Genomic DNA, 24,988 nt, shown 5'->3' with positions numbered 1-24,988 from the left:
TTTATGGTGACTTAAAGAGTACATTGAAGTCATACAGTCACTATATGAATTGATAAAAAATGAAAATACTATTACCAGTTGATGGCTCCAAATCTTCTCTCAATGCGGCTAAGTATGCCGTGAAGTTAGCAAAAGATTTACGCAGCAAGTGCACAGTGACATTAATTAGTGTTCATGACGATATTGGCCTTGGTCACGTCAAGCAATTTGTGGCGAATAGTGTCATTGATGACTACCTGCGCGAAGTGAGCGAGAAAGAGCTCAAGGGAGCCCAGAAGGTATTAGATACGGCTGGCGTAAAACACAGCATGGTCATTAAGCGCGGCAATATTGCTAATGAAATCATTACACTTGCTAATAAAGAAAAGTTTGATTTGATCGTGATGGGGTCAAAAGGTCGCAGTGGTATTGTTGATACTCTAATGGGCTCTGTTGCGCAGAGAGTAAGCAATACGGCCAAGCAAGCCGTCTTATTGATCAAGTAAGTATTTAAGTTTAATCACCAGATTAACTTCAATAGGCCGTCTATGTGACGGTCTTTTTTATGAATTCTGAAATGAGTATTTTGCTGCTCTTATTCGCGCCAGGAATATTTGCCATCTACTGGCTTATTCGCCTGCAAATATGTCTGTCTCGCATTCGCTATCTAATGGATACCTACGGAATGGACCGCAAGAAACTTCAAAAACTCAAATGCAAAGAAGTAAAAGCGCTCAGGGAGTCAATTGACCAACTCCGGCATGCGAATGATGCCTTTGGTTTAGAGAATCTGGTGAGGCCTTACAGAGCATAAAAGCTTGCAGGATTAGATCTGCGAAGCCTACAACTTAAGGGCTTCTTGAGAAATAGCGCTCCTTAAACCATAAAGCTACAGTCACCAAGCCAATCATGATGGGTACTTCTACTAGGGGGCCTATGACTGCCGCAAAGGCTGCTCCAGAATGAATTCCAAATACTGCAATCGCTACCGCAATAGCCAACTCAAAGTTATTACTCGAAGCTGTAAATGAGAGTGTGCAGCAACGCTTATAGTCGATCCCCATCTTGCCAGTGACAAAGAATGTCAGCAAGAACATGATCAGAAAGAAGATGAGCAATGGAATGGCAATAGTGAGAACATCCATCGGGAGCGTCAAGATAACTCCGCCTTTAAGACTAAACATCACGATGATGGTAAAGAGCAAGGCGATCAAGGTGAGTTTGCCAATGCGAGGCACGACATGCTCGTGATAATGCGCTTTAGTCATGAACTTGAGCATCACTACCCTAGTTAATATTCCAGCAATACAAGGAATGCCTAAATAGATAAATACGCTCTGCGCAATCTGGCCCATGCCTATGCTGACATTTGATCCAACGAGTCCGAAATACGGGGGCAAGACAGTAAGAAACAAATAAGCGTAGACACCAAAAAACAGTACCTGAAAAATGGCATTAAATGCAACTAGGCCAGCAGCATATTCAGTAGAGCCTTTGGCTAGATCATTCCAAATAATCACCATCGCAACACAAGGTGCAATACCAATCAGTATCAGGCCAGCCATGTACTCTGGCTGATCTGGAACAAAAGTAATTGCCAAGAAGAACATTAAAGTTGGCGCAATAATCCAATTCATCAATAGCGAAATCAGAAAAATACGCTTATCTTTAAAAACGTCAGGTAAGTCTTCGTAACGCACCTTAGCAAAAGGTGGGTACATCATCAATATCAAACCAATAGCAATGGGGAGATTAGTTGTGCCGACCTGAAAGAAGTTAATAAATCTTTCTATGTCCGGAATAAAGTGTCCCAAGGCAATACCTAGAGCCATTGCTGCAAAGATCCAGACCGTCAAATAGCGATCCAGAAAGGAGAGTTTTTTAGTTATGCTATTCATGCTTACATTTAGATTGATGTGTGAATCTCTTTAAGACTCATAGAGTCGAGTTTTTCTAGTGGCATGGCAGCCAAAATATCTAAACGTCTTTTCAGGCCATTCTTCACCTCATTAAAGGCTGCCTTCTTTTCCAAGTCTGTTCCTTGTACCTGCGACGGATCAGGGAAACCCCAATGGGCTGTCGCAGGCTGACCCGGCCAAAATGGGCAAACCTCGCCAGCGGCGTTATCGCAAACTGTAATAATAAAATCCATCTTTGGGGAGTCCTCACGACCAAACTCATCCCAGCTCTTCGATCTCAAAAGAGTGCGGTCCATGCCCAATTCTTCTGCAATGTCAGCGGCAATAGGATTAACACTTGTACCCGGGGTAGATCCCGCCGAATACCCTATCAACTTACCACTTGGATGAGTGGATGCTAAAGCCTCACCCAATACTGATCGAGCAGAGTTGTGAGTGCACAAGAAAAGGATGTTGTACTGTTTCATTGGGCTTTTACCTTTTTCGCAGTTTTTGTGATTTTGCATGGCATACCACCGCAGCAGTTTGCCAGCAGGAATTGGCTGAGATCTTCCACTATTCCTGGGTTTGGTCTGTAGATCAGATTGCGGCTTTGACGCTCAACAGTAATTAGATTCGCTTGATAGAGCTCTTTTAAATGAAAGCTGAGAGTCGCATTAGGAATACCCAACATTTCATGGATTTGCGAGGGCAATAAACCTTGATCACCCTTTTGAACTATAAGGCGATAGACGTTTAAGCGTGATTCTTGCCCTAGAGCGATGAATGCCAGAATAGCTTCGGTATTTTTCATAGTTCGATAATAATCGAACTATATTACAAATAGATGACTAGGGAGCGATAAAGCAATACCTGCTCATGATTTGCCGAGACTTAGGCTCTTGTAAGTATTGATAAAAATCTATAGCGCTCGATGCACTATTTTTTATCAAAGCCATCTTTTGTATTAGGGGCTTATGTGATTGATCTGGTATCAATACAGATGTAGATTGGGATTGCACTTGGGGTGATGTCGCTAAAGATAAAGCGGAAATTGCAAAATCTGCGGAGCCTGTTAAGGCAAACATGGTTGCTTGAGAAATATTCTCCCCAAACACCAACTTAGGCTTAGCTTGGTCCCAAGCTCCCATGCTGATGAGGTATTCTTTTGCGGCCCTACCGTAAGGTGCATGCTCTGGGTTAGCAATGGCGATTTTTTTGGCTTCTGTAATTGCTCTAATCAAACCATCTTTATCCGTACTGAGTTTGATTGGGTGACCCTTTTTCTGCAAGAGGGCTATTCTGCCGATAGCGTAAAGGTTTCCCTTGTCGACCGTTAAGCCATTTTTATATAAGTCATCTATATACGCCTCATCTGCAGACATCAGCAAACTAAAAGGCGCACCGTTTTTGACTTGCTGCCAGAGTACGCCAGATGAACCAAATACCAATCTGACCTCTTGTCCCTTGTCGACCTTATAGTTAGCAGCAATTTCTTCCAGGGCAAACTTGAGGTCTGACGCTGCAGCTACTGTTGGTGCAGTTTGAGCTAAAGAGGCTGATACATATAGAGCCAGCAAAGCTAAAAGAATCTGTTTAATAGGGGTCATTTGTTTTTTAACTATTTAAACTCGTAAGCATATCAACTGCACTATAAGGTAATCCTCATAGGGAGCGTCATGAATCTTCATCAGAGCTCACTAAATCCAAGGATCAAAAACCTTAACACCTGATTGACTGAAATCTGATACGTTCCTGGTAACGATAGTCATTCGACTCTCAATAGCTGAAGCTGCAATCATGGCATCTCGCTCCGATTTAGGATTCGGCACATGAAGGCTGGCGCAGCGTTGAGCAACAGCCAGATCAACTGGCAAGACTCTCTCGGAGAACGCCGGCAAGACATTCTGATTTAGCCAGCGCCTGAGTACAACTCCCTGTTTTTTATCGCGGCGCTCAATTTGTAAAACACCGATTTCTAATTCTAATATTGTGATTGCAGAGATGAACATTAATTCTGGAAAGATTGCTTCAGCCCAGGACTGAACGCCTTTATTGATTCGACCATCAGCTGATTTCCTCAACTCAGACACAACATTGGTATCTAATAAATACATTACCAAGAATCTCCAATTGACTTGATTAGGCCCTGCACTTTCGCAGGCTCAAATTGAATTACACCTGCACCTTTCATCCCTAAAAGATCACACATGTTTTTTCTTTTTCCTAGGACTCGCTGGTAGTCTGAAAAAGTCATCAATACATGTGCGGGCTTGCCACGATCGGTAATAATCACTGGGCCCGTTTCAGAGGCTTTTTTTGCCTTACCGGTGTCTTGGTTAAATTCTCGGCTGGATAAAGTGGTGATCATTGAAGCCTCCACAAGGGATAGTTAATGTAGCAATGTTACTACATTATTCTCGGCAGCTCAAACACCCCTAGAGGGAGAGATTTACCCCTTTAATTTACGTAAAGCATCAGCCATTGCATTATTCATTGGAGGCGCAGATCTTCTATCTTCTTGCGGTCTTCTAGTCTCTGGGGCTCTCGGTGTACCAGGTCTATTTGCCCTTTGCTCAGGTTTTGATCCCACCAAAACTTTAGGCGCTTCATCAGAAAGTCGCATTGTTAATGCAATCCGCTTACGCTTTTCATCCACCTCAATCACTTTGACCTTCACAACTTGTCCCGCTTTAACTACCGTATGCGGGTCTTTTACAAAGGTGTTGGCCAATGCGGAGATATGGACGAGGCCATCTTGATGAACACCAATATCAACAAAGGCTCCAAAAGCTGCCACGTTGGTGACAACGCCTTCTAAGATCATGTCTGCTTTGAGGTCACTGATCTTTTCGATGCCATCTTTAAATGTTGCCGTTGTGAACTCCGGACGTGGATCGCGACCGGGCTTTTCTAATTCTTTAATAATGTCAGTGACTGTAGGAAGACCAAACTTCTCATCGGCATATTTTTCTGGATTGAGTCCTTTGAGTATTGCTGCATCGCCAATCACTTCCTTAACGCCCTTCTTGATATCTTTCAGAATCTTCTCTACCAAAGGATAGGATTCTGGGTGGACAGCAGAAGCATCTAAAGGATCTTTGCCATTCATGATGCGCAAGAAACCGGCCGCTTGCTCAAAAGTCTTATCGCCTAAGCGTGGCACGCTACGTAAATCTGCCCGCGTCTCAAAGGCACCATTGCTATCTCGATAAGTCACGATACCTTCAGCAACCGCACTACTTAAGCCTGAGACTCTTGACAATAATGGTGCTGATGCCGTGTTTACATCAACACCTACCGCATTAACACAATCCTCCACCACTGCCACTAATGACTTGGCTAACTGGGTTTGCATCACATCGTGCTGATATTGGCCCACACCAATGGACTTTGGATCAATCTTGACTAGCTCGGCCAGTGGATCTTGTAACCTTCTGGCAATCGATACCGCTCCACGTAGAGATACATCCATTCCAGGTAATTCTTTTGAGGCGTACTCAGAGGCCGAGTAAACCGATGCCCCTGCTTCGGAGACCACAATCTTTGTTAGCTTAAGTTCGGGTTTAGCTTTGATTAAATCTTGCGCTAATTTATCAGTCTCACGTGAGGCTGTACCGTTGCCAATCGAGATTAAGCTAGCTTTATGCTTCTCGGCTAATTTAGCAAGAGTATGCAGTGAACCATCCCAGTCATTCTTGGGTTGGTGGGGATAAATGACCTCGGTATCTACCACTTTGCCGGTCGCATCTACTACGGCAACTTTGACGCCGGTTCTCATGCCGGGATCAAGACCAATGGTGACCTTTGGTCCTGCAGGTGCGGCCAACAGTAAAGCCTTCAGATTGCGTGCGAAGACATTAATCGCCTCAACTTCAGAGCGTTCACGCAAAGCACTCATCAGCTCAGACTCCAAGTGCATGGAGCACTTGATACGCCAAGTCCAGCGCACGGTCTCTGCGAGCCACTGATCGGCAGGGCGACCATCGTTTTTGATCTTGAACTGATTGGCTATACGGGACTCGCAAGGATTATGAGGTGCATCCCATTTGGGCTTTTCTTCTTCGGTGTCTAGACGCAAGTTGACCATGAGCATTTGCTCACGACGACCTCGAAATAATGCCAAGGCACGATGCGATGGAATTGCCGAGATAGGTTCTGAGTAATCGAAGTAATCTGAAAATTTCTCACCCTCTTGTTCTTTGCCAGCAATGACTTTAGATTCCACCACGCCATGCTCCTGCAAATACGTTCTAAGTGACTGCACCAGTCCAGCATCTTCAGCAAAGCGCTCCATCAAAATCTGACGTGCACCTTCAAGAGCGGCCTTGGTGTCCACCACACCGGGGTTATCACCCTGATCCGATGTAAATGCTGCTTTGAGATATTTGACTGCTTCCACCTCAGGATCTAGCATGGGATTGGCCAATAAGTCATTTGCTAGCGGCTCTAATCCAGCCTCTAGGGCGATTTGTGCTTTGGTACGACGCTTGAGCTTATAAGGGAGATAGAGATCTTCTAGGCGCGTTTTATCCTCAGCCAACATGATGGATTTAAGGAGCTCTGGCGTCATCTTGCCCTGCTCTTCAATCGAAGTAACAATCGCCTTGCGACGCTCTTCCAGCTCCCGCAAATAACCGAGACGATCTTCTAGTAAACGCAACTGCGTATCGTCTAGACCTCCAGTTGCTTCTTTGCGATAACGTGCAATAAAGGGCACTGTTGCGCCCTCATCCATTAAGGCAATGGCAGCAGCTACTTGAGCCGGTTTAGCGGATAACTCTTGGGCAAGGCGTTGTTCGATGGATGGCAGCATAAAATGATTAACTTACTAAGATTTTAAGAATATTGCTAAACAGGAAAAACAAGAGCCACCAAAAGGTGACTCTTATTTAGCAACTAGATGACTTCTGAAAGTACCTTTGAGCAATTACTCGCGGGAAGCCTTCTTACGGTCATGCTCTTTCAAATAACGCTTACGGATTCGAACGCTTTTCGGTGTTACTTCAACTAACTCATCATCACTAATGAATTCAACCGCGTATTCCAAAGTCAAATCGATTGGTGTCACCAAACGAACTGCTTCGTCAGTACCTGAAGAACGTACGTTAGTTAATTGCTTACCTTTGATCGGGTTCACAACTAAGTCATTATCGCGACTATGAATACCAATCACCATACCTTCGTAAACAGGATCACCGTGTTTTACAAACATACGACCACGATCTTGGAGCTTCCAAATAGCGTAAGCAACTGCCTCGCCATCATCTTGACTGATCAATACACCATTATGACGCTCGCCCAAGATGCCATCTTTAGCTGGAGCATAAGAATCAAACGTGTGACTCATCAAACCGTTACCGCGAGTCATAGTCATGAAATCACCTTGGAAACCAATCAAACCACGCGCAGGAATGCGGTACTCAAGACGGGTACGACCTTTTCCGTCACTCACCATATCTTGTAACTCGCCCTTACGCTTACCCAAATCTTCCATTACGGAACCTTGAGTAGCATCTTCTACATCAACCGTTAAGTTCTCGTACGGCTCCATCTTGACGCCATTCTCTTCGTGGAAGACAACGCGAGGACGGGAAACTGCCATCTCATAGCCTTCACGACGCATAGTCTCCACCAAGATGGTGAGATGCAACTCGCCACGACCGGATACTTCAAATACGGTGTCATCATCAGTTTCTTTTACGCGCAAAGCCATATTGGCCTTCAACTCACGATCAAGACGCTCACGAATCTGGCGGCTAGTCACAAACTTGCCTTCACGACCAGCTAATGGGCTAGTGTTCACCATGAAGTTCATGGTTAAAGTGGGCTCATCAATCTTGAGCATTGGCAATGGGTCTGGTTTATCAACTGCACAAACCGTTGTACCAATCGCTAACTCTTCAATACCGTTGATTAAAGCAATATCGCCAGCAAATGCTTCTTCAACGATTTCACGCTCTAAACCTTTAAATTTCAATACTTGGTTGATACGGCCTTTAAATGGCACGCCATCAGGACCGTTCATACAGACTACTTCCATGCCTGACTTCACACGTCCACGGCTAATGCGGCCAACACCAATCTTGCCGACATAGCTGTTGTAGTCGATTGAAGAAATCTGGAACTGCAAAGGACCATCTGGATCGTTATCACGCACAGGGACGTATTTCAGAACAGCGTCAAACAATGGACGCATATCACCTTCACGGACATCTTCCGTGGTTCCTGCATAGCCGTTCAGGCCTGATGCATAAATGATTGGGAAGTCGAGCTGCTCTTCTGTAGCGCCTAACTTATCAAACAATTCAAAAGTGGCGTTAATTACGTAGTCACAACGTGCACCTGGACGGTCAACCTTGTTAATCACCACAATCGGCTTCAATCCAAGAGCTAAAGCTTTCTTGGTTACAAAGCGAGTTTGTGGCATTGGGCCTTCAACCGCATCAACCAGGAGCAAAACACCGTCAACCATGGAGAGCACACGCTCTACTTCACCACCGAAGTCGGCGTGTCCTGGTGTGTCCACGATGTTAATGTGTGTGCCGTCATATTCCACCGCACAGTTCTTGGACAAAATAGTAATGCCACGCTCTTTTTCCAAGTCGTTTGAGTCCATGACGCGTTCGGTCATTTTTTCGTTTGAGCGGAATGTGCCAGATTGGCGCAAGAGTTGGTCAACCAATGTAGTTTTACCGTGGTCAACGTGGGCGATGATGGCGATATTACGGAGTGCGCGTTTAGTCATGTGAAGCTTCTAAAGTTAAGAATATGAAATTCGGGTTAATTAAGGTTAATCAGTTAATAAGTCAAAAATATTAATGGGCTGAAGAAATCAAACGCTTCGGATGCAATACCCCAGAGCGCCAATCTCCAGTGCCGATGAAATTGTGTGGAGCAGCAGTTGCACGATAAATACGCACTAGCGCCTCTATCGAAGGTAAGTTGAGCGGGACTCTTTGACCCATCTCTAAACGTTTTGCTTGCTGCTCATCTACAGTGAGGTGCGGCAAGGTTTGTAAGAGCGCATCGACTGGCAAGATATAACTTGAACTATCTTGCAAGCCTTTCTGAATAGATTCAATCGTAAAAGACTGCTCTAAATTCAAGTGTCCAACTTCAGTACGGCGTAAGCCAACTAAATGCGCACCACAACCTAATGCTTTGCCAATATCTTCTGCCATGACACGGATGTAAGTACCTTTGCTGCAGCTCACTTCTAAAGTAGCTTCAGGCCAATTGATATTGGTCCAACGGATGGCATGAATCGTAATATTTCGTGGGGCACGCTCCAACTCAACACCAGCACGAGCGTATTCATACAAAGGTTTACCATCACGCTTGAGCGCAGAATACATAGGTGGAACCTGACTAATAGGTCCTGTAAATGCTGGTAATAACGACTCTAGCGCCAGCTTCAGGGCAACTTCATCGGCGAATACTGGAAGCGGCAACTCTTCAATAATGAGTCCTTCAGCATCACCAGTATCGGTACGCTGACCAAATTTCACCTGAGCGATATAAGTCTTATCTGCTTCCAATAAATCCTGAGAGTACTTAGTTGCCTCACCCAAACAAATGGGGAGTAAGCCTGTAGCCATTGGATCTAATGTTCCAGTATGCCCAGCCTTTTCTGCATTGAATGCCCGCTTCACGGCTGTGACCGCACCTTGCGAGCTCATGCCAGCAGGCTTATCAAGCAAGACAACGCCGTCGATACGTACAGACATAGCTATTTACGCGTTCTCGTCTTTGCGATCACTATCGACCGCCTGATCAATCAAGCGAGACATCTCAATGCCGTGCTCAACAGAACTGTCGTAGTGGAAATGCAGGGTTGGCACAGTATGAATATGCAAACGCTTAAACAATAATGAGTGTAAATAACCCGCTTTATCCTGAAGCGCCTTCAATGCCACTTCAGGCTCAGCGCCTAAAACAGTAAAGAAGACTTTTGCGTGCGCCAAATCAGGCGTGAGTTCAATACTTTGTAAAGTAATTAAACCTAGGCTCGGGCTACGCAATTCACGAGGAATCAGCTCGGCCAGGTCTCGCTGAATTTGATCGGCGAGACGCTGGTTACGATGAGGGCTAGTTTTATGCATGAACTCAGTATTTCTTAGAGTGTTCTAGCGACTTCAGTCACTTCAAATGCTTCTAGTTGATCGCCCTCTTTGATGTCGTTGTAGCCCTTTAGTGACAAGCCACACTCAACACCGGCACGAACTTCTTTAGCATCATCTTTAAAGCGCTTGAGAGAATCTAACTCGCCACTCCAGATCACGACGTTTTCACGCAAGAGGCGAACGCTAGAGTTACGCTTGACAACACCATCTAATACCAAGCAACCCGCAATCGCACCAACTTTAGATACCAAGAAGACTTGACGAATCTCAACCATACCGGTGATTTCTTCTTTCTTATCTGGTGTCAACATACCGCTTAAGGCCGCTTTCACTTCATCAACAGCGTCATAAATAATGTTGTGATAACGAATATCCACACCATTATTCTCAGCTAACTTACGCGCTGCACCATCCGCACGAGAGTTAAAGCCAATAATCACTGCCTTAGAAGCAACCGCTAAGTTCACGTCAGTCTCAGTAATGCCACCCACTGCTGCATGAACGATTTGAACCTTCACCTCTGCAGTAGAGAGCTTTTGCAATGACTGTGACAATGCCTCTTGAGAGCCTTGTACGTCCGCCTTAATAATCAGTGGTAACAACTTCGCTTCGATCGCACCCTCTTCCATGTTTTCCATCATGGTTTCGAGTTTGAATGCTTGCTGTTTCGCCAACTTCACATCACGGAACTTACCTTGACGGAAGAGTGCGATCTCACGTGCTTTACGCTCGTCAGGAACTACTTGCACTGATTCACCAGCTGCAGGGACTTCGGATAAACCTTGAATCTCTACAGGGATAGATGGGCCAGCCTCATTACATGGCTTACCGTTCTCATCCAACATCGCACGAACACGACCGTAAGTTGAGCCGGCTAGCAACATATCGCCACGCTTCAGTGTTCCAGACTGAACAAGAACAGTAGCAACTGGACCACGCCCTTTATCTAAACGCGCCTCAATCACAAGGCCTTGTGCAGGAGCTTCTTTAGCTGCTTTGAGTTCCAAAACCTCTGCCTGCAAGAGTACGTTCTCGAGTAATGCATCGATACCGTCACCAGTCTTGGCAGAAACGCCAATAAATGGCACATCGCCACCATATTCTTCGGGAACTACTTGCTCGGCCACCAATTCAGTTTTGACACGCTCTAAATTAGCCTCAGGTTTATCAATCTTATTGATTGCCACAACAATTGGAACACCTGCTGCTTGAGCATGGTGAATCGCTTCTCTGGTTTGTGGCATCACGCCATCATCCGCAGCAACTACCAAGATCACGATATCCGTTGCTTTTGCACCGCGAGCACGCATAGCCGTAAAGGCTTCGTGACCCGGAGTATCAAGGAAGGTAATCATGCCGCGTGGAGTTTCGACGTGATAGGCACCAATGTGCTGAGTAATACCACCCGCTTCGCCAGTAGCAACCTTAGCCGCACGAATCTTATCGAGCAAGGATGTTTTACCGTGGTCAACGTGACCCATCACCGTGACTACTGGTGGACGCGGTAACAATTCTGCATCGTGACCAGCAATACCTAAATCCAAATCAGGATCGTCTAACTTAGCAGCATGAGCTGTGTGGCCCATTTCCTCGACGATGATCATTGCCGTATCTTGATCCAAGATCTGGTTGATCGTGACCATCTGACCCATACCCATCAAGAGCTTAATTACTTCTGCACTCTTCACAGCCATGGCATGAGCTAACTCAGCAACAGTAATGGTTTCTGGAACATTGACATCACGCACAATCGCTTCAGTAGGTACCTGGAAATTGGTATCGGTATTGGCTTCAGCAATTTGACGTTGCTTTCTTCTGCCACCACCTGAGCGCCAACCACCTACACCACCAGAGCTATCGCCACGAGTCTTGAGACCACCCGGTTTCTTGGCGCCCTCTTCTTGCCAAGTAGACGAAGTCTCTGCAGACTTAATAGTCTTTCCACCAACCTTAGCAACTGCTTTTTTCTTATCGTCAGCACCTTCAACCTTGGCAGGCTTATGTAGGGTGCCTTTTTTGGCTTCTTCAGCAGCAATTTCACTTGGTGCCTTGAGAACACGTGCAGGTGTGCTCATCATGTCGCGAATTGCTAAAGCCTCAGCTTCAGCAGCGGCACGACGTTTTGTAATATCCGCTAACTGTGCCTTGTTGGCATCAGCGATATCTTTAGCAGCCTTGTCAGCCTTCGCTTTCTTTTCAGCAGCTTTAACTGTTGCAGCATCTCCATCTGACTTAGCAGATTTTCCGTCTACTGACTCAGTTGCACTTGCAGCCGCGGCAGCATCAGCCTCTTTTTGACGAGCTTCTTCGGCCGCCTTCATTTCAGCTTCTTGACGAGCTAATAACTCAGCTTGACGAGTGGCTTCAGCCGCGCGTTTTTCTAACTCTTCAGCAGAAAGGATTGGCTTGGCAGATTTTGCAGGAGCAACTTCCTTAGCCGCTGGAGCTGGAGTCTCTTCAGGAGCTTTATCTCCCGCTTTAACTAGCACGCGTTTTTTACGAACTTCAACCTGAACGGTGCGAGTACGCCCAGCAGAGTCTGCCTGACGAATCTCGGAGTTTTCGCGCTTGATTAAAGTAATCTTTTTACGACTACCTGTATCTGCACTGCCATGCTCTTTTTGCAAATGCTCAAGCAGGACAGTCTTATCCTTTTCGGTAATGCTGTCGTCCTCAGAACCTTTTTCAATACCGGCCGCCTTCAATTGCTCCAGCAGGTCTGGCGCGGTACGTTTTAATTCTTTAGCGAGTACTTTTACTGTTGTTGCCATGCACTACTTCCTCTCATGAAGTAAACCAATGTTCGCGCGCTTTCATGATGAGCGTTTTCGCGGTTTCTTCGTCAATTTGTGTCGCCTCAACTAGCTCATCAACAGCCAGTTCAGCTAAGTCGTCACGGGTATGAACTTGATTGTCAGCAAGCTTTGCAACCAATTCAGTCGTCATTCCCTCAAGGGAACGTAAATCTTGTGAGACTTCGCCAACACGTTCTTCTTTGGCCAATTCCATGGTCAAGAGAGAATCACGTGCACGAGTACGCAACTCGTTTACGGTGTCTTCGTCAAAAGAATCGATTTCTAACATTTCAGAAAGAGGTACATAAGCAACTTCTTCCAATGTGTTGAAACCTTCTTCGATCAAGATGTCAGCCACTTCTTGGTCAACGTCCAATTTATCCATGAATAATTGACGTACAGAAGCAGCTTCTTTTTCAGTTTTCTCAGCAGACTCTTCTGGAGTCATGATGTTGATCTGCCAACCAGTCAATTCACTAGCCAAGCGAACGTTCTGTCCACTACGGCCAATCGCAATTGCCAGGTTCTCTTCATCAACCACCACATCCATGGCGTGACGCTCTTCGTCAACCACGATAGAAGATACTTGTGCTGGAGCTAAGGCACCAATCACAAACTGCGCCGGATCTTCAGACCACAACACAATATCTACCGCCTCGCCAGCCACTTCATTACGAACTGCAGTAACTCGTGTGCCACGAACGCCAACGCAAGTACCGATTGGGTCAATACGCTTGTCGTAAGTAATCACAGCAATTTTTGCGCGGATACCAGGATCGCGTGCTGCACCCTTAATCTCTAATAAACCTTGCTCCATTTCTGGAACTTCGTTCTCGAATAACTTGATCAAGAAATCTGGGCAAGTACGTGAGAGCTCAATCTGTGGGCCACGGGCTTCACGATCTACTTTCAAGATGTAAGCACGAACACGATCACCAGAACGGAGGTTCTCTTTAGGAATCATTTGATCGCGACGCAGCAGGGCTTCAACGCGACCAGACTCAATAATCAAACCATTTTTGTCAGCACGCTTCACGGTACCGGTCATGACTTTTTCGCCACGCTCAAGGTAGTCGTTCAGAATCTGCTCACGCTCAGCATCACGAATGCGTTGCAAGATCACTTGCTTGGCAGCTTGTGCGCCAATACGACCAAAGGCTAAAGATTCAATTTGCTCTTCGATGTGTTCGCCAACTTCCATATCCGGAAATTGCTCAAGCGCTTCAAAATGCAGAATTTCTTTATCTGGCTCTTGGAGACCAGCTTCATCAGGAACAACCAACCAACGACGGAAGGTTTCGTATTCACCAGACTCGCGATCAATCGCTACACGAATATCCACATCTTCTGTCGGATAACGTTTCTTGGTAGCTGATGCTAACGCCATCTCTAGCGCCTCAAACACAATTGCTTGATCTACGTTCTTTTCACGCGCTAAGGCGTCTGCCAACATGAGAACTTCTCGGCTCATGACTTTCTTCCTTTGAAATCAATAACAGGGACCAACCGAGTCTTATCGACCTCGGCTAAAGAAAACTCCAATTGAGACTCAGCGCCATCGGCGCCTTCAAACAACAAACCAAATTTCGCATCAGGTGAATCCAATTCACCACTCAGCAAACCTTGCAACACACCACGAAACTTCTTGCGATCGCTAGCGGCGACACGCAACTTCAAATCCACTTCCATTCCGGAGAAGCGCTCGTAATCAGCCGCTGACTTCACAGGGCGATCTAGGCCAGGAGAAGAGATCTCTAGACGCTCAAAGGGAATGTTTTCCACTGGCAGGGTGTAGCTCAGTTGATGACTTACCTTTTCGCAATCCTGGACATTAATCAAGCGCTCGTAATCTGGGTTTTCAATCGTGACACGCAGCAAACCTCCGGCTTCACGCTCGATGTCGACTAGCGTGTACCCTAGGTTTTCTACTTCTGCAGAAATAATCCGCTGATCCTTCACGAATACCCTTCAATCCAAAAACGGCAAAAAAAAATGGGCTTCAAAGCCCATATTCTCGAAATTCAGAACAGGCCGACTTACGTTGATCGCAACATCAGTCGGTAACCACTTAAAACAGCAGCAAACTGCCGTAAGACCAAAATTATAGCTGATTTAGAGGAAAACTCATCAAAATCAGAAGCTTTCGCTTGGATTTCGCGGTTTTCTAGGGCCTTTATTGAAGGGTTTACGCCCTTTTGGTGCTCCGCGTTTAGGGCCATTACCTGGGCTTTGGGGGCTTGCCGTTACAAAAGCAGACTGTCCATGATGAACTTTCTTGCCTTTATTCCGGTTCTGACCCTGGCCACCTTGGCCAGCACCTTGACCGCCCTGACCACCTGCGCCTGGACGCCCACCCTGGGTACGACCACGGAAAGGACCACGGCCCTCGCTCGAACCACCACCGCCAGGTTTGCCACCCCGACTTTGATGCGTAAGAGCACCATGACCACTAGCCTGGGTTAATGCATCTCGCGAACCCCAATAAGAAACCGAGGTTTGCATTGGATCCGGCTGAAAATCCCCGCTGGAAGCAGGATTACGGTCTCTTCCATGAGTTCCAGAACTTGGGCCGCGACCTTTATCTTGGGGTTGAGGCATTTTTAAGCCCGCAAACTTCATTAAGTTATAGATACCGCCGGCCTCAATCTCTTCCCATTTGCCCCGTCTCAAACGTGGAGGTAATAAGAAAATGCCGTAACGCGTACGGATCAAGCGAGAGACGACATGCCCAACTGCTTCAAACATGCGGCGCACCTCACGGTTACGACCTTCTGTCAAAGCAACGTGGTACCAGCGGTTCGCACCTTCTCCGCCACCCATAGAAAGCCGTAAGAATTTGGCTTGGCCGTCATCTAAGGTAATGCCGCTCTTTAATTGAGCCGTGTTTTCTTGACTCAGATCGCCCAAAATACGGACAGCGTATTCGCGCTCAACACCGTAACGGGGATGCATTAAGCGATTAGCCAGCTCACCTGAGGTCGTAAATAGCAATAAACCTTCGGTATTAAAGTCCAGACGCCCTACCGCAATCCAACGTCCTTGACGCGGCTTTGGCAAACGATCAAATACAGTTGGACGACCCTCTGGATCGGACTGACTCACGATTTCGCCGGAAGGCTTGTGATACATGATCACGCGTGGTGGCTTAGTCTGAATCTTGCGATGCACCGGCTTACCATTAATGCGAACTTGATCAGTAGGCCCAATACGCTGACCGATATGGGCTGGTAGTCCATTCACGGATACGCGCCCTTGAATAATCAAGTCTTCCATATCGCGACGTGAACCCATACCGACATCAGCCAATACCTTGTGCAACTTGACAGTATCTTCGTCGTCAGCTTCGTCATCTAAACCATCTAAGTCTGACCATACTTCATCACGCAAGCTGAGCGGTAAATCATCGATGTTGGCAAATTGCAAGCTACTCATCTCATCATCGCTAGGTGTATCAGCATCTTCGTCATGACGAACACGTTGTGCGCGACGCTCCGCACCAGTTTGATGAGAAATCTCATTCTCATTCACACCATCCGGATTTTTAACTTCAAGCACTTCAGGCGCATCTAATGCAGCATCAAATTCTCCAGAGACCACTGAAGCAAATAAGGCTTCACTCTCTGCTGCATTCGGTGCAAGCTTGGCAGCTGGTGGGTTAGCACCCTCGCCCTCGCGACGAGGACGATCCTTGTTAAATGGACGTTTCTTATTAAATGGCTTGCCTGCGCCTGCACCCTGACGGCGTGGACGACGTGGGCCGCCTTCGCGCCCCTCGCCTTTTGCACCCTCTGAATGATTGGGTGCAGACTCAGAACCAGGAGAGTTATCCGATGTAGGTTTAATCGGAGATGAATCGTTTTCGTTATGACTTGTCATTAATAATTATTTTTGTTCGTCTGATTTGTCTTCAGACTCTGGAGTAACTTCTTCTACTACTTCACTTGCATCTTCATTAATGGATTCTTCGTTTACCAATGCATCATCTGTTAGCTGAATGATGGGCTGACCGTGTTCATCCAACTCGATGACTGTCTCTACGGTAGCAGTAGGGTCAAACTCCATTACCGCCTGACCTAATTGCGCAGCTGCGGCCATCGGTGCAGCATCTTCTAGCATTGGCAAGCTTTGTAGATTAGTAAGACTCAAGTCATCTAAAAATTGTTTGGTGGTGGCATATAAGCCTGGGCGACCGATGGTCTCTTTATGACCAATCACCTCAACCCAACCCCGGTCCTCAAGCTGCTTCATCACATTACTGCTGACTGCAACGCCACGAATCTCTTCGATCTCGCCACGTGTAACCGGCTGACGGTAGGCAATAATTGCTAAGGTCTCCATCACCGCGCGAGAATACTTTGGCGGCTTTTCTGGAGTCAAGCGATCAAGATATTCACGCATCACTAAGCGGCTCTGAAAGCGCCAGCCTGTTGCAATGTGAACCAACTCCATGCCTTTGTCTTCCCAAGCCTTTTGAAGCTCTAAAAGGGCGCCATCAACTTCGCCAGCAGCAATATCTTCGACAAATAAGCGCGTCAGATCAGCAACTGTGAGTGGTTCTTGCGCGCACAAGAGGGCTGTTTCAATTACGCGTTTATTGTGATCATCCATAAAATTCGGGCTATCAGGTAAGGACCTGATGAGACTATAAAAAATGTATTTCAGTAATGGGTTGGTAGTGTTTTGGTGGCGCTGTGAAGCTACAACGGGCAATTGATCTCCAAAAATTCATATGGGAGAACTACCCGCGCTGAAACGAAGTCTTTTTCGCTCACCTGTCACTATTATAAGGGAGGCTCAATACAATAGCTATATGCACGAAATTACAGCCCTACCCCCTCTTTTACCCCCCGAGGCCGACACAAGACGTCGTTTTCTGGGCTTAGGCCTAGGTTTAGGGGCTCTCATTGGGAGTTCAAGCCTGACCGGGTGCAGTCTAATAAGTAGTCGCAAGCCTGTTATTGGCCTTGTCTTGGGGGCGGGTGCCGCCCGAGGTTTTGCTCATGTGGGCGTTATTAAGGCACTGGAGGCGCAAGGTATTCGCCCCGATATCGTGGTCGGCAGCAGTGCCGGAAGCGTGATTGCGGCACTACTTGCCTCTGGCGCCACCGGAAATGATCTCAATCGACTCGCCTTAACTCTTGACGAGGCAACCATTGCCGACTGGGGCCTGCCTTTTGCGGGAAGATTTGGAGGTCTGATTAAAGGGGATGCACTTCAGAACATGGTGAATCGTGAAGTACAAAATAAGTCTATCGAGCAAATGCGCATACCCCTAGGAATTGTGGCGACTGAACTGCAATCAGGCAAAGGTATTTTGTTTCGCTCTGGCAATACAGGTTTAGCGGTTAGAGCCTCCTGCAGTGTTCCAGGCGTATTCCAGCCAGCAGTCATCAGCGGCAAAGAGTATGTTGACGGCGGCCTAGTTGCTCCCGTACCTGTCAGCTATGCAAGGCAAATGGGCGCAACCATCATCATCGCGGTCAACATCTCATCAGAACCCGTTCATCAAGATGCCAGCGGAACCTTTGGCGTTATGCAACAAACCATCTCCATCATGCAGCGAAGCATCAATCAATATGAATTGAAGAGCGCGGATATTGTGATTACACCTCACCTCAAGCAAATGAGTAGCGGTGACTTCAAATCTAGAAATGCCGCCATCCTTGCTGGGGAGGTTGCGGCACAGGAGCAAATGGCGTTAATTAAAGAGCGCCTAAAGGGCTAGAGACTGCGAGACTTGCGCTTGAGCTTATTCACTTCATTCAACAACTCTTGACGCTCTGCATCACCCAAGTTGTCACTGCCGTCGAGGCGGCGAGCACCATCAAAGCGCTTATCCCAGTAGAGGCTACCAAGGTCGTCTACACGGACGCTGGTACCTTTAGATGGGGAGTGAATGAATTTATTGTCGCCAACATAAATGCCGACATGAGAGAAAGTTAAACGCATGGTGTTGAAGAACACTAAATCACCAGGTTGCAATTCTTCACGAGTAATCGGTTTGCCCACTCGGCTCATTTGAGTAGATTTGCGTGGCAATAAAAAACCCAGCTTATCTTTAAAAACATAGCCAACAAAACTACTACCGTCCAAACCAGATTGGGGTAACTCTGCATCCCAGCGATAACGTACGCCAATCACTTCCATAGCGCGATTAATTAATTCATCTGATTTGCCGGTAACGGAATCTGCCAAACGATCTGACACACGAGCAAAGTAAGACTTACCCGCCTGAAACATGGTTTCTTTGGGAGTCTCTTTAGCAACTTCTGCAGGCAGGTCTTTTGCGGCATCAGCAACAGCATCCGCAGCTCGTGCAGGATTGGCAGCCAATGTGATTGCAATCAACGCAGCGATCGGCAACAGCTTAATCAGCGTTGGCAAGAGGTCTTTTTTAAGTGACACCGGGCGATTCTAACAAAGAAGATCTATTTCACCAAGTGCTAAACCTTGGGATAACTCTTTGTTTTTAATGGCATATTTACCATTATGGGGCGTAAATGCACCACTTTAGCGCCTTGCAGGGCCTATTTAGCTCAGTTCAGCGGCTGCAAAAAGCTCTTTGGTATAAGTCTGACGAGGGTGCTTAATGAGGGTCTCGGTATCACCAAACTCCACAACTCTTCCCCCTTTGAGCACCATCACCTCATGTGACATTGCCCGAATAACCGCCAAATCATGGCTAATTATCAAATAAGCCAAGTTGTATTTTTTCTGGAGCTCAGTTAGCAAAGCGAGCACCTGTTTTTGAATCGATACATCCAATGCCGAAGTTGGCTCATCCAATACCAAGATCTGCGGCTTCAGAATCAAAGCACGAGCGATTGCAATGCGCTGCCTCTGACCACCAGAAAATTCATGGGGATAACGCGTGAGGGCGGAACGATCAATTCCCACCTCTCGCAAAATATCCAGGACGCGAGACTCACGCTCCGCCGCAGACAAATTCGGAAAGTGCACATCCAAACCCTCTGAAACAATTTGCATCACATTCATACGCGGAGAAAGTGAGCCAAATGGATCTTGAAAAATCACCTGCAAACTAGAGCGCATGGCTCGGCGCTCTAAGGGCTTTAACTTTTGCCAATCCTTACCCAGCACATCCACTGCGCCCGTGATCTCAGCTGCAGAATCACCCAATAAACCTAAAACCGCCATACCTAAAGTAGTCTTACCTGAACCAGACTCGCCAATCACTCCGATAGTCTGTCCTTGCTTTAGCTCAAAGCCAAGCTTACGCAAGACCTGATGACGTGGAGATTTTTTAAACCAAGAGGTTGACTCTGTGCCTGGATAAGAGACAGATAAGTTCTCCGTCTTCAATAAGACGGGCGCCAAAGGAATTACTGGCGCTAAATCGCGCACCGGCACACTGTTGACTAAGGCTTTTGTATACGCGTTATCTGGATGCTCAAAGACTTGCTTTGTAGTCCCCACCTCCATCAGGTTGCCCTGATTGAGAACAGCAACGCGCTGAGCAAAATGCTTAACCAAGTTGAGATCATGTGTAATCAACAGGATTGCCATACCGCCATGATCTTTAGACTCTTCTTGCAGCTCTTTAAGTAAATCTAAAATCTGTAAACGCAAGCTAACGTCCAAAGCAGTAGTAGGCTCATCTGCAATAAGTAATCTTGGCTTACACGCCAATGCCATTGCAATCATGGCGCGTTGACGCTGTCCACCAGACAATTGGTGAGGATAAGAGTGGAAGCGCTTCTCTGGCTCAGGAATACCGGTTTTTTTGAGCAACTCAATTGCAGCAGACATTCCGTCGGCCTTAGAAATTAATGGCTCATAAATCTGTACCGCCTCCACAATCTGATTGCCGATAGTAAACAAAGGATTGAGTGCAGTCATCGGCTCCTGAAACACCATTGCAATCTCACGACCCCGAATCTCACGAATAGCTTGTATTGGTAAATCCAATAAATTTACTGAAGAATTACTTGTACCTGCACTCTTGTCATTCCACAAAATTCGTCCGGATGTTTTTGCACCCTCAGGCTCAAGACGCAGTGGCGCTAAAGCAGTCAGCGTCTTGCCTGAACCAGACTCTCCAACTAGGGCAACGCGCTCACCCACGCCAATCTCCAGATCAAGATGGCTCACGGCAAATTTTTCACGCCGACCTGAACCAAATGAAATTGAGAAATCTTCATAGCGCAGTAAAGGAATTACTGGTTTATTTGAATTAGTCTTTTCACTCATGAGCGACCCCCACTCATCGGGCCTGACTTACGAGAATCAAAGGCATCGCGTAGTGCCTCGCCCATAAAAGTAAGCAAGAGTAAGGTGGCTACTAAAACAATAAAGGTTGATAGTGAAATCCACCACGCATCCAAATTACTTTTTCCTTGGGAGAGCAATTCACCAAGACTGGGCGTTCCTGGTGGCACACCCAAACCCAGGAAATCTAAACTGGTAAGCGATAAGATCGCTGCACTCATTCTGAAGGGAAGAAAGGTAATAACGGGCGTCAAACTATTTGGCAGGATATGACGACGCATGATTTGAAGATTGGTCAATCCCAATGCTCGGGCTGCACGAACATACTCCAGAGCGCGGTTACGGAAGAACTCTGCACGCACGTAGTCAGATAAACCCATCCAACCAAATGCTGCCAGCAGAATAATCAAGAGCCAAATGCTTGGATTAAAAATGGAGGCAAAGATGATGAGTAGATATAACTCTGGCATCGCCGACCAAATTTCAATCAAACGCTGAGAAACCAGATCAAACTTTCCGCCAAAAAATCCCATTAAGGAGCCAGTGATAATTCCCACACTGACACCGACAATGGTGAGCGCTAAGCCAAACAAAATCGATAGACGAAAGCCATAAATTAAACGAGATAAGACATCGCGCCCACGATCATCAGTGCCTAACCAGTTATCAAGTGATGGTGGTGCGGGATTAGGTTCTTTTGAGAAGTAATTGAGCGTCTCATAGCTATAAGGAATGGGTGGGTAAATTGCCCAATTACCATTACTCGTAATGTTATGACGAATGTCCGGATCTAAAAAATCGGTTGGCGTCGCAAAGTCACCACCAAACACTCTTTCGGGTTGTGACTTCACAATCGGGAAATAAAATTTTCCTTCATAGCGCACTACCCAAGGTTTGTCATTCGCAATCAGCTCAGCGCCCATAGAAAGGCCAAATAGAATCATGAAAATCCAAAGGCTGGCATAACCCATGCGACTATTTTTAAATCGATGCCAGCGACTCATGAGCCACCTCCCGCACCAAACTGGATGCGCGGATCAATGTAGACGTAACAAAGATCCGAAATCAACTTAGTAAATAAGCCAATCAGCGTAAAAAGATAAAGTGTTCCGAAAACTACTGGATAGTCACGTCGCATGACAGACTCATAAGAAAGTAAACCCAGTCCATCTAAAGAAAATAGGGTTTCGATCAGTAACGAGCCTGTAAAGAAAGCACCAATAAATGCTGCTGGAAATCCAGTCACCAAGGGAAGGAGCGCATTGCGGAATACATGCTTCCACAGCACTTGTTTTTCGGTGAGTCCTTTAGCTCTCGCAGTCAGTACATACTGTTTGCGGATCTCTTCTAAAAAGGAGTTCTTCGTCAGCATCGTGATCACTGCAAAGCTACCTAAAACAGAAGCGGTGATCGGCAAAACTAAATGCCACAAATAGTCCATTATCTTGCCCATCATGCTGAGCTCACTCCAGTTATCTGAAGTCAGTCCGCGTAGTGGAAAAATTTGCAAAAAACTGCCGCCACCAAAGAGGACAAGGAGGAGTACTCCCAATACAAATCCTGGAATGGCATAACCGACCAAGATGAAGCTGCTAGTAACTGCATCAAAGCGAGAGCCATCGCGCACTGCTTTGGCAATACCCAAAGGAATGGATACCAGGTATGTAATAAAGAAGGTCCACAAACCAATGCTGATCGATACGGGCAGCTTAGAAACTACTAAGCCCCAGACACTTTCGTGCTGGTAATAGCTTTGACCTAAATCGAATCTGGCAAAACGTCCCAGCATCATGAAATATCGCTCTACTGGTGGCTTATCAAATCCGTAGAGCGCCTTAACCTCTTCCAAGCGTTGTGCATCAACACCTTGACGCCCGCGATAGGTTGCTCCAGCACCCGATGACTCTGATCCACCGGTTGCTCCAGCACCCTTGCCCTTTAATTCCAAGACCATCTGCTCCACTGGGCCGCCGGGTACAAATTGGACGACTGCAAAGGTCAAGGTCAGTACACCCAATAAGGTTGGGATCATTAACAGTAGGCGTTTAAAGATATAGGCGCGCATTTGACCTTGCATTATTTAGCATCCTCTTTCCACCAGTTCTGCATAATCCAAGGCTCCGCTGAGTAGTACAAGGGAGGCTCTGGATAGCGCATCTCTTTGCGATAGGCAACCCGGTGCGTTGGGTTATACCACTGTGGAATGACGTAATAACTATTCCAGAGTACGCGATCTAAGGCTCTCGTAGCGGCACGTAACTCCTCGCGATTTTGTGCTTTAGTAATTTCCTGAATCAAGGCATCCACTACTGGTGACTTAATGCCAATAACATTATCCGATCCTTTTTCTTTGGCAGCCTGACTACCAAAGCGATCCCATAGTTCATTTCCAGGATTTTGCGAATCTGGGAAACGAACTGTCGTCATATCAAAATCAAATTCATCCATCCGCTTTTGATGAAGGGCGAAGTCGCTAGTTCGGATATCTACCTGAACTCCCAACTTCTCTAAATTACGCACATAAGCCGAAATTACCCTAAGAAAGAATCCGCCATTCTCCACCATCTCAAAACGAAATGGCTCGCCCTTTTCATTACGCAATTCGCCATCGCGATACTGCCAGCCAGCATGCATCAATAGTTCGCGGGCTTTCTTTAAATTTTGACGTAGGCTATCTGGCGACTTGGTGGATGGGGCCGGGGGCATTGGATCAAATACTGCGTCAGGCACCCATTGTGGGTATTTTATTTTTAATGGTCTTAGTAGTTTTAGTTCTGCTTCAGTGGGCTTACGCGGTCCATCAAAATTCGCACTCAAATCGCTATTCTGAAAGTAGCTATTGATACGACTGTATTGATCATAAAAAATTTGGCGATTGAGCCATTCAAAATCTAAGGCGTAACCCAAAGCTTCTCGTACTCGAGCATCCTTGAAGATTGGGCGACGAAGGTTCATTGCAAAACCCTGCATCCCTGCCCCGTTGTTATTGAGGAATGCCTTCCTCAATAGGGTACCGTTATCAAACTTGGAACCCACATAGCCCTTAGCCCAAATCTTGGCGCGGTATTCAACGATGGCGTCGAACTCACCCGCTTTGAAGGCCTCCAGACGAACAGCATCGTCACTATAGAGTTTGTAAAGCACGCGATCAAAGTTATAAAAACCAACGCGAACATTTAAAGGCTTGCTTAATTGATCGGCCCAATATTGCGGGTTTCGCTTATAGACAATGGATTTACCAGCTTTAAAGGATTCAATCAGGTAAGGCCCGCTACCCAATGGTGCTTCAAAGGCAATCTTCTCAAAAGGAATGATCGTACCGTCCGGATTCTTTCCCCAGTTACGAGAGAAGATAGGGAGTGTTCCCGCCAAAATAGGTAATTCTGTATTGTTGTTTTTGAAATCAAAACGCACTGCTCGATCGGATAACACAACCGCTTCTTTGATATCTGCGAAGGTAGTTCTATAGCGTGGATGCGCTTTACCACTCATTAATACATCAAAGCTATGTTTCACATCTGCAGCTAAGACTGGGCTACCATCAGAAAACTTTGCTTCAGGACGAATGCGAAACGTTACCGACTTATGGTCTTGAGCAACAGCAATGTCTTCAGCAAGCAAACCATAAATGCTTGATACCTCATCAGCACTTCCCTCGGCCAAAGATTCAAACATCAACTCAATTCCGGGCGCCGTTACACCCCGCAGAGTAAAAGGATTGAACTTATCAAAACTGGTTCTTTGCCCTGGGTTGGGTAAAGTGAGGGTACCTCCCCTAGGGGCATGAGGATTCACGTAATCAAAATGAGCAAATCCTTCGGCATATTTAGGCTTGCCATACTGGGAAATCCCTTGAGCTGCCTGCGCTACATTGACCCCAAGCCCCACTAGCATGGCTAGTAGCAAGAAATGGGCTATTTGGCGAATGGGGTTTAGGGTGGACATATATGCAACAATTGTA

At 46.5% G+C, this 24,988-nt stretch carries 23 protein-coding genes; 3 read left to right on the top strand and 20 right to left on the bottom strand.

The features are described from left to right. Positions 1-59: 59 nt before the first annotated feature. Together FD977_RS03670 and FD977_RS03665 are read left to right on the top strand one after the other, a co-directional pair. Positions 60-485, top strand: coding sequence for a universal stress protein (locus FD977_RS03670; RefSeq protein WP_215306447.1), 426 nt, complete (start codon positions 60-62; stop codon positions 483-485). 71 nt (positions 486-556) lie between these two features. Next, on the top strand, positions 557-793 hold the full coding sequence (locus FD977_RS03665; RefSeq protein ID WP_215306445.1) for a hypothetical protein: 237 nt from the start codon (positions 557-559) through the stop codon (positions 791-793). Between the two features lie 34 nt (positions 794-827). Here the strand turns inward: FD977_RS03665 and arsB are convergent, their stop codons facing one another. The 15 genes from arsB to scpB all read right to left on the bottom strand — a co-directional run bounded on the left by arsB (position 828) and on the right by scpB (position 17,406). Further along, a complete protein-coding gene (arsB, locus tag FD977_RS03660; RefSeq protein ID WP_215306443.1) occupies positions 828-1,877 on the bottom strand; it encodes an ACR3 family arsenite efflux transporter in 1,050 nt (349 codons plus the stop codon). 8 nt (positions 1,878-1,885) lie between these two features. Further along, on the bottom strand, positions 1,886-2,365 hold the full coding sequence (locus tag FD977_RS03655; protein ID WP_215306441.1) for an arsenate reductase ArsC: 480 nt from the start codon (positions 2,363-2,365) through the stop codon (positions 1,886-1,888). Then, entirely contained in the window at positions 2,362-2,691 is a 330-nt protein-coding gene (locus tag FD977_RS03650; RefSeq protein WP_215306440.1) for a helix-turn-helix transcriptional regulator, read from the bottom strand. Before FD977_RS03650 ends, FD977_RS03655 begins: the two co-directional genes overlap by 4 nt. Before the next feature lie 37 nt (positions 2,692-2,728). Further along, positions 2,729-3,487, bottom strand: coding sequence for a molybdate ABC transporter substrate-binding protein (gene modA, locus FD977_RS03645; RefSeq protein WP_215306425.1), 759 nt, complete (start codon positions 3,485-3,487; stop codon positions 2,729-2,731). 90 nt (positions 3,488-3,577) lie between these two features. Beyond that, complete coding sequence (locus tag FD977_RS03640; RefSeq protein WP_215306423.1) at positions 3,578-3,994, bottom strand: type II toxin-antitoxin system VapC family toxin; 417 nt, start codon at positions 3,992-3,994, stop codon at positions 3,578-3,580. Beyond that, on the bottom strand, positions 3,994-4,248 hold the full coding sequence (locus tag FD977_RS03635) for a type II toxin-antitoxin system Phd/YefM family antitoxin (protein WP_215306421.1): 255 nt from the start codon (positions 4,246-4,248) through the stop codon (positions 3,994-3,996). The genes FD977_RS03640 and FD977_RS03635 overlap by 1 nt, the downstream gene beginning before the upstream one ends. A gap of 81 nt (positions 4,249-4,329) precedes the next feature. After that, positions 4,330-6,693 carry a Tex family protein gene (locus FD977_RS03630; RefSeq protein WP_215306419.1) on the bottom strand — a complete coding sequence of 788 codons (2,364 nt, stop codon included), beginning with the start codon at positions 6,691-6,693 and terminating at the stop codon, positions 4,330-4,332. 114 nt (positions 6,694-6,807) lie between these two features. Next, complete coding sequence (gene typA / locus FD977_RS03625; RefSeq protein WP_215306417.1) at positions 6,808-8,625, bottom strand: translational GTPase TypA; 1,818 nt, start codon at positions 8,623-8,625, stop codon at positions 6,808-6,810. Between the two features lie 70 nt (positions 8,626-8,695). Continuing rightward, the gene (truB, locus tag FD977_RS03620) at positions 8,696-9,607 is read right to left on the bottom strand and encodes a tRNA pseudouridine(55) synthase TruB (protein WP_215306415.1); all 912 of its coding nucleotides are present in this window, start codon (positions 9,605-9,607) and stop codon (positions 8,696-8,698) included. A gap of 6 nt (positions 9,608-9,613) precedes the next feature. Continuing rightward, the gene (gene rbfA / locus FD977_RS03615) at positions 9,614-9,982 is read right to left on the bottom strand and encodes a 30S ribosome-binding factor RbfA (RefSeq protein WP_015420788.1); all 369 of its coding nucleotides are present in this window, start codon (positions 9,980-9,982) and stop codon (positions 9,614-9,616) included. A 14-nt stretch (positions 9,983-9,996) separates the two neighbouring features. Next, positions 9,997-12,774, bottom strand: coding sequence for a translation initiation factor IF-2 (infB, locus tag FD977_RS03610; protein WP_215306413.1), 2,778 nt, complete (start codon positions 12,772-12,774; stop codon positions 9,997-9,999). 13 nt (positions 12,775-12,787) lie between these two features. After that, positions 12,788-14,269: a transcription termination factor NusA gene (gene nusA, locus FD977_RS03605; RefSeq protein ID WP_215306411.1), complete on the bottom strand. Its 1,482-nt coding sequence runs from the start codon at positions 14,267-14,269 to the stop codon at positions 12,788-12,790. Next, positions 14,266-14,757 (bottom strand): ribosome maturation factor RimP, encoded by a 492-nt coding sequence (gene rimP, locus FD977_RS03600; protein WP_215306409.1) that lies wholly within the window; start codon positions 14,755-14,757, stop codon positions 14,266-14,268. The genes nusA and rimP overlap by 4 nt, the downstream gene beginning before the upstream one ends. Positions 14,758-14,931: 174 nt before the next feature. After that, positions 14,932-16,674, bottom strand: coding sequence for a pseudouridine synthase (locus tag FD977_RS03595; protein WP_215306407.1), 1,743 nt, complete (start codon positions 16,672-16,674; stop codon positions 14,932-14,934). A gap of 6 nt (positions 16,675-16,680) precedes the next feature. After that, positions 16,681-17,406 carry an SMC-Scp complex subunit ScpB gene (scpB, locus tag FD977_RS03590; protein ID WP_215306405.1) on the bottom strand — a complete coding sequence of 242 codons (726 nt, stop codon included), beginning with the start codon at positions 17,404-17,406 and terminating at the stop codon, positions 16,681-16,683. A 202-nt stretch (positions 17,407-17,608) separates the two neighbouring features. Between scpB and FD977_RS03585 the strand changes: the two genes are divergently transcribed. Then, a complete protein-coding gene (locus FD977_RS03585; protein WP_215306404.1) occupies positions 17,609-18,523 on the top strand; it encodes a patatin-like phospholipase family protein in 915 nt (304 codons plus the stop codon). Here the strand turns inward: FD977_RS03585 and FD977_RS03580 are convergent. The 5 genes from FD977_RS03580 to FD977_RS03560 all read right to left on the bottom strand — a co-directional run bounded on the left by FD977_RS03580 (position 18,520) and on the right by FD977_RS03560 (position 24,972). Continuing rightward, entirely contained in the window at positions 18,520-19,203 is a 684-nt protein-coding gene (locus FD977_RS03580) for a C40 family peptidase (protein WP_251369532.1), read from the bottom strand. The two genes, FD977_RS03585 and FD977_RS03580, sit on opposite strands and share 4 nt — an antisense overlap. A 126-nt stretch (positions 19,204-19,329) precedes the next feature. Further along, positions 19,330-21,009, bottom strand: coding sequence for an ABC transporter ATP-binding protein (locus FD977_RS03575; protein ID WP_251369531.1), 1,680 nt, complete (start codon positions 21,007-21,009; stop codon positions 19,330-19,332). Beyond that, positions 21,006-22,031, bottom strand: a complete 1,026-nt coding sequence (locus tag FD977_RS03570; RefSeq protein WP_215306402.1) for an ABC transporter permease — start codon at positions 22,029-22,031, stop codon at positions 21,006-21,008. Before FD977_RS03570 ends, FD977_RS03575 begins: the two co-directional genes overlap by 4 nt. Next, positions 22,028-23,092: a microcin C ABC transporter permease YejB gene (locus tag FD977_RS03565; RefSeq protein ID WP_215307031.1), complete on the bottom strand. Its 1,065-nt coding sequence runs from the start codon at positions 23,090-23,092 to the stop codon at positions 22,028-22,030. Before FD977_RS03565 ends, FD977_RS03570 begins: the two co-directional genes overlap by 4 nt. Before the next feature lie 11 nt (positions 23,093-23,103). Next, complete coding sequence (locus FD977_RS03560) at positions 23,104-24,972, bottom strand: extracellular solute-binding protein (RefSeq protein WP_215306400.1); 1,869 nt, start codon at positions 24,970-24,972, stop codon at positions 23,104-23,106. Positions 24,973-24,988: the final 16 nt, after the last annotated feature.

This window comes from Polynucleobacter sp. AP-Elch-400A-B2, from assembly GCF_018688355.1.
Classification (GTDB): domain Bacteria; phylum Pseudomonadota; class Gammaproteobacteria; order Burkholderiales; family Burkholderiaceae; genus Polynucleobacter.
This window is presented reverse-complemented; position numbering and strand designations above follow the sequence as displayed.